10 protein-coding genes are annotated in these 11,738 nt (G+C 67.7%); 4 read left to right on the forward strand and 6 right to left on the reverse strand.

The genetic code is table 11. From position 1 onward, the window contains the following. Positions 1-92: 92 nt before the first annotated feature. The 3 genes from Pla123a_RS10315 to Pla123a_RS10325 all read left to right on the forward strand — a co-directional run bounded on the left by Pla123a_RS10315 (position 93) and on the right by Pla123a_RS10325 (position 4,926). Positions 93-3,053, forward strand: a complete 2,961-nt coding sequence (locus tag Pla123a_RS10315) for a tetratricopeptide repeat protein (protein WP_146586557.1) — start codon at positions 93-95, stop codon at positions 3,051-3,053. A gap of 77 nt (positions 3,054-3,130) precedes the next feature. Further along, positions 3,131-4,036 carry a LysR family transcriptional regulator gene (locus Pla123a_RS10320; protein ID WP_146586559.1) on the forward strand — a complete coding sequence of 302 codons (906 nt, stop codon included), beginning with the start codon at positions 3,131-3,133 and terminating at the stop codon, positions 4,034-4,036. A gap of 173 nt (positions 4,037-4,209) precedes the next feature. Then, positions 4,210-4,926: a ZIP family metal transporter gene (locus Pla123a_RS10325; RefSeq protein WP_146586561.1), complete on the forward strand. Its 717-nt coding sequence runs from the start codon at positions 4,210-4,212 to the stop codon at positions 4,924-4,926. A gap of 10 nt (positions 4,927-4,936) precedes the next feature. Here the strand turns inward: Pla123a_RS10325 and Pla123a_RS10330 are convergent, their stop codons facing one another. Together Pla123a_RS10330 and Pla123a_RS10335 are read right to left on the reverse strand one after the other, a co-directional pair. Then, positions 4,937-5,425 (reverse strand): hypothetical protein, encoded by a 489-nt coding sequence (locus tag Pla123a_RS10330; RefSeq protein ID WP_146586563.1) that lies wholly within the window; start codon positions 5,423-5,425, stop codon positions 4,937-4,939. A gap of 78 nt (positions 5,426-5,503) precedes the next feature. Further along, complete coding sequence (locus Pla123a_RS10335) at positions 5,504-6,244, reverse strand: lysophospholipid acyltransferase family protein (RefSeq protein WP_146586565.1); 741 nt, start codon at positions 6,242-6,244, stop codon at positions 5,504-5,506. A 42-nt stretch (positions 6,245-6,286) separates the two neighbouring features. Between Pla123a_RS10335 and Pla123a_RS10340 the strand changes: the two genes are divergently transcribed. Continuing rightward, a complete protein-coding gene (locus tag Pla123a_RS10340; RefSeq protein ID WP_146586567.1) occupies positions 6,287-7,129 on the forward strand; it encodes a metallophosphoesterase family protein in 843 nt (280 codons plus the stop codon). Positions 7,130-7,159: 30 nt separating this feature from the next. Here Pla123a_RS10340 and Pla123a_RS10345 read toward each other — a convergent pair whose 3' ends face one another. The 4 genes from Pla123a_RS10345 to Pla123a_RS10360 all read right to left on the reverse strand — a co-directional run bounded on the left by Pla123a_RS10345 (position 7,160) and on the right by Pla123a_RS10360 (position 11,390). Further along, positions 7,160-8,059, reverse strand: a complete 900-nt coding sequence (locus tag Pla123a_RS10345) for a diacylglycerol/lipid kinase family protein (protein ID WP_197527850.1) — start codon at positions 8,057-8,059, stop codon at positions 7,160-7,162. An 86-nt stretch (positions 8,060-8,145) separates the two neighbouring features. Next, positions 8,146-10,197 carry a catalase gene (locus Pla123a_RS10350; RefSeq protein ID WP_146586571.1) on the reverse strand — a complete coding sequence of 684 codons (2,052 nt, stop codon included), beginning with the start codon at positions 10,195-10,197 and terminating at the stop codon, positions 8,146-8,148. 59 nt (positions 10,198-10,256) lie between these two features. After that, positions 10,257-10,868, reverse strand: coding sequence for an NAD(P)H:quinone oxidoreductase (gene wrbA / locus Pla123a_RS10355; protein WP_146586573.1), 612 nt, complete (start codon positions 10,866-10,868; stop codon positions 10,257-10,259). Positions 10,869-11,153: 285 nt separating this feature from the next. Then, positions 11,154-11,390 (reverse strand): hypothetical protein, encoded by a 237-nt coding sequence (locus tag Pla123a_RS10360; RefSeq protein WP_146586574.1) that lies wholly within the window; start codon positions 11,388-11,390, stop codon positions 11,154-11,156. Between the last annotated feature and the right edge of the window lie 348 nt (positions 11,391-11,738).

Genomic DNA, 11,738 nt, shown 5'->3' on the forward strand with positions numbered 1-11,738 from the left:
GCGGTATAGTCGGACTTGCCTGGGCGTCGCGATCCGGTCGCCGCCTGCTTATCTCACCTGCTTGGGGCGTCGTGATGTGTGGTCCATTGAGGATGCTGCTGGGTGTCTTTATGCTCGCCGCGGCCCTGGGCTCGGTCGCCGCCCGGGCCGAGCTGGCCGGCGATCGGGTCGTCTCCCTCAGGCGGACCGCGGTCGACGAGCAGCTGCGGCAGCGGGACAACGCCTGGCCGAATCGCGACGCGTTGTCGATCGAGCTCGCGCGGCAGGCGCTGCTGCTCACTGCCCGCGAAGAGTTCGGCCTCGCCACCCGCGACGGCACGTTCTACGAGCCGCTGGAACGGGACGGCGAGGCGACCTTCGGCGTGGTGCTCGACATCTGGCATCCGGGCGAGAGCGAGCTGCGGATCGACCGCGGCGGGGAGGAGCTTGCCGCCCAGACGTTCACGATCGAGCCCGCCTACGCGCACACCTACGGCCTGCTGGCGGCCGAGCTCGAGCCCCGCACCCGCGGCGAGCTGATTGAGCTGCTCGAGCAGTGCGGCTACCGGCCGAGCCCCAACCGATTGGTCGACACGGCGCCGCTTGCCGCGGAGACCGAGGACGCGTTGCTCCAGATGAACCACATCTCGCAGTGGCGGGCGTTGCGCACCATCCACGGCGACATCCGCGAGTCTGGTGAGTCGCCCGAGCGACTTGGCGGCCTGGCCCGCGGGTACGCCAACCTGTCGCAGCTCTACTCGCCGCTGCTCGACCTCCGCGCCCAGGCGTGCCGCGCGCGGGCGCTCTTGTACGCGGAGCGGCTCCGCCAGCGCTGGCCCGAACACCTCGGCGGCCGCTGGTCCGAGGCCTACACCAACGTAATGATCGGCCTGATCCAGGACGGCTACGAGGACGTCCTGGAAATCCGGAAGCAAGAATCCAGTAGCTCCCCGGGCGGCGACTCTTCGCCCGCGTGGGCGCCGCTGCTGACCGAGTACCACAAGTACAAGTTTGACAAGCTGCGTGATCGCTTCCGTGACACGGACTCGCCGTTGAGCGACCTGGCGGGCACGCTCTGGTGCCGCGCGGTGCAGCAGTCGGACTGCGACCACCTCACGCTGGCCGCGTGCCGTGAGCAGCTGTCGGACCACCCGGACGAGCTGTGGATGGTCGACGTGCTGTACGAGGACTCGGGCGTCGGCTTCAACCACCAGGTGACCGCCATCATGCCGGCGGTGCACAGCCAGCAGATCGCCCGCTGGCTGCCGCTGGTCGAGGGGCTGCCGGAGATGGTCGCGGAGGAACTCGACGGCATCGAGCACGCGGGGGCGGAGATGGCGGCCGAGCTGCCCCGCGTCGAGATCGCCGAGGCGTTGATCGCCGCCGGCGAGGACGACCAGCAGGAGCCCTCGCTAGCGGTGCTCGGCTGCGGGATCGAGGCCTGGAACGCGCTGCACGCCGCCCGCCGGGGCCTGTTCGTCAAGCACTCGCTCGGCATGGACGCGTCGGACGAGGTGCGGCGGCTCGAGCCGGAGATCACCGGCTACCCACTCGCGCCGCTGATCCGCACGTTGGCGCTGCCGCCCGGCTCGCGGGCCGACGACTACGCCGGCACGGTGGGCGACTTCACCTTCGTCGACGCGGCGACCATCGGCGCGGGCTACGCGTTGATGCGCAAGCTGCCGGCGGCCGTGAAGCTGCAGAACATGACCGTCAACCAGGCGCGGGGCTACCAGCGGTGGCTCCGCGTGCAGGTCGAGCCCGACCTGCACCGGGCGATGACCAAGTGGTACGCCGGCAAGACCCAGCAGCAGGTGTTCTTTACCGAGCAGCTCGCCGAGGTCAGCCGCGAGTCGCCGCTGCTGCTCACCACGAACGTCCGCTACCGCTGGGACCTCTTCAAGAACAAGGTCGAGAAGCTGGCGGCCCAGTACCCCACCTACCCCTCGCTCAACCTGGCGATCGCCAAGGGCTACGAGGCCCAGGGCGACAACGACCGGGCGCTCGAGTTCTACCAGCGGTACGTCGACCAGGCGCCCGACGCGGTCGCACTGCGGGCGCTGGCCAACCTGTACTTCAAACGCGGCGACGAGGACCAGTGGTTCACGACCATGAACCGCATCTTCGACCTCGAGGACTACGGCCTGCGGCAGTCCCGCGCGGCCTCGGCCATCGCCGCCACCTACATGCACCAGGGCCGCCACGACGACGCGCTCCCCTGGGCCGAGAGGGGTTCGCGGTCGGGCGCGGCCGACCCCATGCAGCTCTACTGCGAGTGCCTAACCCTCCACGGCCGCGACCACGAGGCAGAGCAGCTCGCGGTCTACGTCACCGAGCGGTACGGCATGAACTACGGGCACGACGACTGGTACGACTGGTGCGCCCGCACCGGCAAGGGCGACCTCGAGGCGGCGTGGAAGCGGAAGCAGCAGCGGCTGGCCAACCACGGGCTGGAGGGGACCCGCGAGCAGCTCGTGGCCGAGACGCTGCACCTGCTTACCACCGACCAGCCGGCCGAGGCCCGCGACATGCTCGCCGAGCGGTTCGCCCAGAAGTTCAGCCCGTGGGACGGCATGACGCTGGCGATGCTCTACGACCAGCTCGACCAACCCACCGAGCGGGACGCCGTGCTCCAGACGCTCGCCGAACACGAGCCCGAGGACGAGAAAGAAAGCCCCGGCTTCTTTGTCGAACTCGCCAAGGTGCTGCAGCAGGCGATCGCCACCGGCGAGATCGACCAGCCGGAGGTCGACCGGCTTGTGGAGCAGTACCGCGAGCAGGGGTCCGGCAACCTGACCGGCTCGTTCGGGATCTTCCTCGGGCGGTACGCCGCTCACCGTGACCAGCAGGATCGGGCGATTGAGTACTGGAAGCCGGCCGCCTGCTACTCGAACGCCTGCTGGGAGCGGCAGCTCGCCTGGAAGTACCTCCGCGACGCCGGCGTCAACCCGGCCCAGGTCGAAGGCCGGCACTACCGCGGCGAGTTCTGGCGGGACGAGCCGAAAGAGGACGAAGAAGCCGAGGAGGCGGGCGATTCTGAGCAGGCGGTCGAACCGGCCGGCGAGTCGGAGTAGCAGCGGGGCGCCGGCAGGCCCATAATGAGGGCTCGGCCACCGGCCGGCCGCTAGCTCCCTGCCCCCCAAGCCAGACGATGGACATCGACCAGCTCCGCCAGTTCCTCCGCGTCGCCAAGCACGGCAACATCACGCACGCCAGCGAGGAGTTGGGCGTGTCGCAGCCGGCGCTGAGCCGTTCGATCCAGCGGCTCGAGGAGGAGTTCGGACAGCCGCTGCTCGAACGCCGGACGCGGTGCATCTCGCTGACCGACGCCGGGCGGCTGCTGGAGTCGCGGGCCCGGCAGATCCTGCAGATCGTCGACGACACTAAAACCCAGATCGCCGACGACGGGCAGAGCGGCCGGCTGCGGATCGCGGCGATCCCGACCGTGGCGCCGTACTTCCTGCCCGACTTCCTGCGGCGGTTCCACACCGAGTTCCCCCAGGCGAGTCTGGCCGTGCAGGAGGACACCACCGACAAGCTGATCCAGCGGTGCAAGGAGGGCGAGATCGACCTGGCCGTGCTGGCGCTGCCGCTGTCGGCCAAGTACCTTGAGTCCGAGCCGCTGCTGACCGAGCCGCTGCTGCTGGTGACCGCGGTCGACGACCCGCTGGCCGAGCAGGCCGAGGTCACCGCGGCCGACATCGAGCCGCGGCCCTTCATCCTGCTCGACGAGGCGCACTGCCTGACCGAGAGCGTCACCTCGTTCTGCCGCCAGCGGTCGATCCAGCCCGTGGCGGTCGAGCGGACCAGCCAGCTCACAACCGTGCAGGAGCTTGTGTCGTTGGGGCACGGCGTGTCGATGATCCCGGCCATGGCCCGCCGGCTGGACGAGTCGCCCAAGCGGGCGTACCGGGCGCTATCGGGCGAGCAGCCGACCCGCACGCTGGCGATGATGTGGAACCCGTACCGGTTCGAGAGCCAGCTGCAGCTCGCTCTGAAGGACCGGCTGCGGGCGTACTCGGCCGATTTCGAGGCGAGCCTGCTGGCCGAGGGCTAGCCCGCTTTTGGCGGGCGGTTTAGATAGCCACGCAAAGGCACAAGAAGTCACGAAAAGATCGCTGCGGACGAGCCAAAGAACTGCCAGCTGCCTTTTGAGTCCGTTCGTGCCTTCCCGTGGCCATCAACCTAAACGACCAATCCCCCCTGCTCTGCGTTAGCAACGGAGAGGCGATGTCAACCTGGCTAGAAGTCGTCCTGCTGACACTGATGGCGGGCGCCGCGATGCCGATCGGGGCGGCGATCGCCATGGTCGAGCGGATCCACCCGCAGTGGCTCGAGAACGAGCTGCGGCACACGGTGATCGCGTTCGGCGGCGGGGCGCTCTTGTCGGCGGTGGCGCTGGTGCTCGTGCCGGAGGGCTCGCGGGACCTGCATCCGGCGGGCGTGGCGGTGTGCTTCGCGGGCGGCGGCGTGGCGTTCATGGCGCTCGACCTCTTGCTGTTCAAGATCAACACGCCGGCGACCCAGCTCGCGGCGATGCTGTCGGACTTCATCCCCGAAGCGATGGCCCTCGGCGCCTCGTTCGCGCTGGGCGAGAACACCGGGCCGCTGCTCGCCGGGCTGATCGCCCTGCAGAACCTGCCGGAGGGATTCAATAGCTACCGCGAGCTGGTCGACTCAACCGACTGGCAGGGCCGTAGGCTCGTGGCGGCGTTCGCCGCGATGGCGCTGGTCGGCCCCGCTGCGGGCATGGTCGGCTACCACCTGCTGTCCGATTCGCCGCGGGTAGTGTCGGGGGTCATGCTGTTCGCGGCGGGCGGCATCCTGTACCTGACTTTCCAGGACATCGCGCCCCAGGCCCGGCTCGAGAACCGCTGGGCGCCATCGCTCGGCGCCGTGGCTGGTTTTCTGCTGGGCCTGATCGGCGAGATGCTGGTGTCGGCATGAGCGACGGCGCCTAGCGGAGCGAGTCCACTGTCTTGAGCGTGGTCGCCTTCTTGAGGGTCGACACCATGCGGATGTCGGTGATCAGGCCTAGGCGTTCCTCCCACCACTGGGCGCCTTCCTCGGCCTCGGCAAGGGTGGCGTAGGTTTCGATATACTCCCAGCGGGGCTCGGCGAGTCCCTCGAAGAAGTCGACCGAGATCAAGTTGTCGGCGTCCATCGAACCGAGCCGCGGGTCGGTCAGGTGCTGGAGCATGCGGATCCATTCCCGCTCGGCGGCCGCCTTGGTGTCGAAGCGGTAGCTGACCCGCTGATAACCGTCTTCCCAAGTCCACAGCATGAACCACGCGGTGGCGGTTTCGGGCTCGGCAACGTAGAGCTCGAAGTCGTACGACGCGTCGACCGCGTCGGCGAGCGAGACCGAGTCGGTCTGGCCGAACGCGGTGGGGGTTAGAAACGAGAGGGGCAGCAGCAGGGCCGCGGCAAGTAGCGAGGACTTCATGACGACGCTCCATTCGTGTTCGGGTGGGGAAGCAACCTTCGTGCTCTCGCCCCCTCGTACGAATACAGCCCGCCGGTGTTACGCGGGGTCGGCGGTCGCCTCGCCATCGCGGAGCCGCTCTAGCCGCTCCCGCAGTGTTTCGACGCATGCGTCGACCCGCTGCTGCTCGTCGCACTCCTGGCAATCGAGGTCGGCGGCAGTAAACGGCCGTCCAATCCGGACCTCGATCGGCGAGAACGGCCGCAGCCACAGCGAGCCCGGCGTCAGGGCGTGGTACGCGCCCTCTATCCAGATGGGCACGACGGGGACCTCGAGGTGCGTCATCAGCAGGCCGACGCCCGCCTTCAGCGGCTGCAGGCTGCCATCGCGGGTGCGGGTCCCCTCCGGGAACCAGACGAGGTTTTCGCCGCGTCCCAGCACGGCCGACGCGGCGGCCAGCGCCGAGGTGTTCCGCTCGATAGGCACCGTTTTTGCTAACCTATTGAAGAACCGCCGCCCCGCGTGCCTGAGGACGGCGCCTTGTCGGCCCGCCCAGCGGGTCGCGTCGAGCGTCTGGTCGGGGAGCGCGGCGAACAGCACCGCCCCGTCCAGCGAGCTGGTATGGTTGGGGGCCAGAATAAGCGGGCCTTTGTCCGGCAGGTTCTCTAGTCCGACGACTGAGAACCGGAACAGCAGCCGCATCAGCCGGCGGTTGGCGGTAATGAACACCCGCCGCAGCCACGCCCGCCAGGGCGGCAGCGGCTGGAGCCACTTCCGCTGCTGATCGGTCAGAAACTGGTCGGGCTTCTCGAGGTATTCGGCGGCTGCGGTGGCTTCCATGGACGTTATTCAATTCGATTCGACACACGCCTACGAGGACGCATGCTCTCTCTGATGCAAATTTCGGACCTCCACTTCGGCCCGTACTTCCTGCCGAAGGTCAGCGAAGCGGCCCTGCGGGCCGCGCACGACCTGCAGCCAGGCGTGATGGTCGTCAGCGGTGATTTTACCCAACGTGCCAAGCCAAGCGAATTCCAGGACGCCCGGCGGTTCCTGGACGCCCTGCCGCAGGTTCCGACCGTCGTCACGCCCGGCAACCACGACGTGCCGCTGTACCGCGTGTGGGAGCGTCTGACGGCGCCCTACCGCAACTACCACGAGCACATCAGCCGAGAGCTCAACAGCACGCTGCACGTGGACGGGGCGACCATTGCCTCGCTCAACTCTGCCTCTCCGTACCGCGCGATCACCAACGGACGCATCCACAACACCCAGCTCGACTACTGCGAGCAGGCCCTCTCCGCCGCGCCGGACGGCGACCTCCGCATCGTCGTGGCCCACCACCACTTCGCCCCCGCGCCCGACTACGAGCAGACCGAGGTCATGCCGAAGGCCAAACGGGCGATGGACCGGTTCGAGACGCTGGAGGTCGACATCATCATGGGCGGCCACCTGCACCGCGCCTACATCGGCAACTCGCTCGACATCTACCCCGGCGCCGAGCGGCAGCGCGGCATCATCATCTGCCAGTGCGGCACCACCACCTCCCGCCGGGGCCGCGCCCGCGAGCGGGAGAAGAACTCGTTCAACTTCCTCGAGGCGACCGACCACTCGATCACGGTCACTCACTGGATGTACTTCTCCGATGCGGAGCGATTCGAACCGATCGGCCGGCTCGAGTACCCCCGCTGGCCCGGCCGCTCGCTGCCCGCGGCCCCCCAATAGCGGCCATCGGAAGCGGCCATCGAATAGCCGTTACGGGATAACGACCTCCAGCGCGTCCGGCACGGCCTCGAACTCGAACGGCTGCCCGGTGAGCGTCTCGCCGTCGGCGAGGAAGCGGAGCTCCGGATTGGCCTCGACTCGGAGCTTGCGGGTCCGCAAGAACGTGACGCGGTCGTCCTCGAGGTAGTCGCCCAAGAAGAACTCGGCGCTGATGGTCGCCAGATCGAGCGGCGTGCCGTCCTCGACCAGCACCACGTCCAGCAGGCCGTCGTCCATCCGCGCCCGCGGAGCCACCTGCAGTCCGCCGGCGGCGAACTTGCCGTTGGCGACCATCACGTTCCACAAGCTGAGGTTGAGCTCGCCGCCGTCGTGCTCGAGCCGCGTCTGGTAGCCGGTCAGGTCGGCCATCACCGGCAGGGCGTTCCGCAGGTAGCACCACGGCCCCCACGCGGCCTTGTCCTCGTGCCGCAGGCACTCGATGACGCGGTCGCTGTTGCCGCCGCTTGCGACGCACGTGAAGTACTGCTGCTGGCCGTCGCAGGTCGCCTTGGCGAGGTCGATATTTGCCCGCCTGCCCGAGCCGAGCGCGGCGTACGCCTCGCGTGGCGTGAGCGGCACCCCAAGTGCCCGGCAGAGGTTGTTCGCGGTGCCCAGCGGGATCAGCCCCAGCGGCGGCCGGGACGGCTGCTGCATCATGGTATTGATCACCGCGTTGATGGTGCCGTCGCCGCCGGCGGCGACAACCATGCTCGCTTTCTCGCACGCCTCGCGGACCGCCCGCTCGCCCTCGGCGGAGTTGTGCGTTTCGACAAACACCAGCCGCTCACCGAACATCCGCTCGAGTTGGCCGCGCGGGTCCGAGTCTGGGTTCGCGGGGCCCGCCGTGGCGTTGCGGAGCACGTAGACGGGCGCGTCGGCAGCTGAGGGCATGGCGGGTTGACTTGGGGATGCTTGCATAACAACGTTCCTCCTTGGGTTGACTTGTGCAATAGCCTCACGGACTCATGGTCGCAAGGTCATGCACGCTCCCAGACACGGTGCTGCTTGGCCCAGCCGATGAACTTCTCAAAGCCGTCGTCGACCGCAACCACGCCCTTCGCTTCGGCGTCGACGCCGGCGGCCTCGAGCAGCGGCTGCGCCGCCGCGGTGTACCCGATCGCCTTGAGGTGCGAGTTGGCCATCCGCAGCCAGTCGGCGGCGGCCGCCTGCTTGCCGAGCAGCGCGTCGGCGTCGTCGGTCGGCGCCACAATCACGGCGTCGAACAAGGCCGACGGGGCGCCGTCGAGGAAGTCGTCGGGCGTGACCTCCTGGCCGCTGCTGTCCTTGAACGGCCCGGCCGCCGGCGCGATGACGGCAACCGTCGCCTCCTCGGCTTCCACCGCCTCACGCAGCTCCTTGAGTAGCTTGGCGTCGACCCCCTCGGTGGTCAGGATTGCGATCTTTTTGCCCGCGATCGACTCCGGCGCCACGCGGTACTGCGACAGCGGCGCCGAGGGCTTCGCGTCGCGGACCTTGGCTGCTGGCTCGATCTTGTCGGCCTGGCCGACCATGCCGAGCTTGGTCGCCACGTTCTCGGCCAGGTCCTCGTCGATCAGCTTCAGGTGGCCCAGCATCCGCCTACGGACCTTCAGCTCCTTGCACTTGCCGAGCTCGAACGCCAGGCCGCCGGCGATGTGCTCCTGCTCGACCTCGAGCATCGACTTGTAGAACATCCGGGCCTGCGTGTAGTGGTCCCGGAAGCTCTCCGGCCGGGTCCGCATCTTGTCGCCCGCCTCGGGGACCGGGGCGCTGGCGAAGCCGGTCTCCGGGCACTCGCGGGGGGCGCCGTTGTCGAGCGTGTTCGGCTCGTTCGCCACCCGGCCGTTGGGCACGAAGGTCTGCATGTGGCCGTCGCGTTGGAAGTTGGCGATCGGGCACTTCGGCTGGTTGATCGGGATCTGGTGGAAGTTGGGGCTGCCAAGCCGCGACAGCTGCGTGTCGAGGTACGAGAACAGCCGCCCCTGCAGCAGCGGGTCGTTCGAGAAGTCGATGCCCGGCACCACGTGCGACGGGCAGAACGCGACCTGCTCGGTCTCGGCGAAGAAGTTGTCGACGTTGCGGTCGAGCACCATCTTGCCGAGCGGCCGCAGCGGCACGAGCTCCTCGGGGATCAGCTTGGTGGGGTCGAGCACATCGAAGTCGAATTTGGCGGCCTCCTCCTCGGTGAACGCCTGCACGCACAGCTCCCACTCGGGGTAGTCGCCCGCCTCGATGGCGTTCCACATGTCGCGGCGGTGGAAGTCGGGGTCGGCGCCGGAGATCACCACGGCCTCGTCCCACACCAGCGAGAAGGTCCCCAGCTTTGGCCGCCAGTGGAACTTGACGAGCGTGACCTCGCCCTCCTCGTTGATGAAGCGGAACGTGTGGATGCCGAAACCCTCCATCATCCGCAGCGACCGCGGGATCGCCCGGTCCGACATCACCCACATCAGCATGTGCATGCTCTCGGGGATCAGCGAGACGAAGTCCCAGAACGTGTCGTGCGCGGACTGCGCCTGGGGGAAGTCGCGGTCGGGGGCCGGTTTGACGGCGTGGATCAGGTCCGGAAACTTGATGGCGTCTTGAATGAAGAACACCGGGATGTTGTTGCCGACCAGATCGTAGTTGCCCTGCGAGGTGTAGAACTTAACGGCGAAGCCACGCACGTCCCGCGCGGTGTCGGGCGAGCCCTTGCTGCCGGCCACGGTCGAGAACCGCGCGAACACCGGCGTCTTGACGCTCGGGTCCTGCAGGAACGCCGCCTTGGTCAGCTCGGCGTGCGACTCGTAGCACTGGAAGTAGCCGTGGGCGCCGTAGCCGCGGGCGTGCACCACCCGCTCCGGGATCCGCTCGTGGTCGAAGTGCGTGATCTTCTCACGCAATAAATGGTCCTCGAGCAGCTGCGGTCCGCGGGGCCCGACCGTCAGTGTGTTCTGGTCGTCGCTGACCGGGACGCCCTGGTTGGTGGTCAGGCGGCCCTCGGCGCTCTTGGCCGTCTGGTGGGGTTCGCCGCCGGCGCCGGTGTGGGACTCGGGTTCCTTGGATGCCATCGACTCAACTTTCTAAAGTTTTGCTTGTGGTGGTTGAATCTCGCCGTTGCACGAGCAGCCTAGCCGGCCAGCTTCTTGGCGATCTTCGCGACGTGCTCGCCCTGGAAGCGGGCGATCGACAGCTCGTTCTCCGAAGGCTGCCGCGAGCCGTCGTCCTTGGCCATGGTGGTGGCGCCGTAGGGCGTGCCGCCCGAGATCTCGCCCATCTCCGACAGCCCCTCGCAGCTGTAGGGCACTCCCACTACCAGCATGCCGTGGTGCAGCAGCGTGGTGTGGAAGCTGGTGATGGTGGTCTCCTGCCCGCCGTGCTGGCTGGCAGTCGACGCGAACACGCTGCCCGGCTTGCCGACCAGGGCGCCCTTCTTCCATAGCCCGCCGGTCGAGTCGAGGAACGACCGCATCTGCGCCGCCATGTTGCCAAAGCGGGTCGGCGTGCCAAAGATCACCGCGTCCGCCTCGGCAAGGATGTCGGTGGTCGCCTCGGGCACGTCGGCGAACGCCTGACGGGCCTCCAGCGCGCCCATCTTCTTCAGCACCTCGTCGGAGAGCGTCTCCGGGACCTGATAGACCGAAACTTCGGCGCCGTCGACGCTCTTGGCCCCCTCGGCGACCGCCTCTGCCAGTTGGTAGACATGTCCGTAGGTGCTGTAGAAGACGATCGCGATTTTCATCGTGGAAGAACCTGCTGCCGGGGGTGAACGCTGACGGAAATCTTGCCGGACGCGTAGTGCGCATCCGAAGCAAGGGTCAGCAGTCCGGTAGCAGGGCGTGTGCCAATCGTGACGAGGCCGTCCGCAAACGATCCAATTGGCGCGTGTGGGCCCTAAGGAATAGAGGACCCAAGCAATAGAGTGGCCGATGCGGCTAGGTCAGCAGCTGCCCACCGGTCGCCAAACGCCCGCTTCGGGCGTTTTGGAACCACGCTGCCACCAAGAGCGAGTGGCGTAGAGAGAAGACTACCAGAGCGAGAACTGGGACGGCTCCGGCGACTCGTCGTTCGCGAGCGCCACTTCTAGCCGACGAGCAATCTCGGCGCGGATCTGAAGGCGGATCCGCCAGCGGCGCCACGCCCCGGCGTTAACGAGCAGGGGCTCGTACTCCGTCCGAACCGCCGGCTCGATGACCGCCAGGTGCGTCGCGCAGACCGCGGCGTCGTAGCGGGCAGGGCCGTCGACGACGAAACCGGATTCCATCCCATCCTCCTTCGAGTCGCCTACATGGGACAGCAAGCCTGCTGGCCGGCAAGCCCCAGTTCTGCACCGAGTCTAGCACGGGGCCGGAGAGGGAAGCAAGTTTTCTTACAACGCCCCACCCTCGCGCTGTACATAACATGCTATCGGTATCCGAGGAAATCACTCACTGGCCTTAGAGATTTGCCCGGCGTAACGGCGGCGGGTATGCTGATGCAAACGTCTCCGATGATGAGGCGGGTAGTGATCCTCTGGCACTAGGATTCCAACCGCGGAGACCGGCGTATCGTCGGTCGACCTAGGGTTATTCACGCCGCAAGGTCAATACTTTCACACCGTCAAGACGGCGAA

The organism is Posidoniimonas polymericola, assembly GCF_007859935.1.
Taxonomy (GTDB): Bacteria; Planctomycetota; Planctomycetia; order Pirellulales; family Lacipirellulaceae; genus Posidoniimonas; species Posidoniimonas polymericola.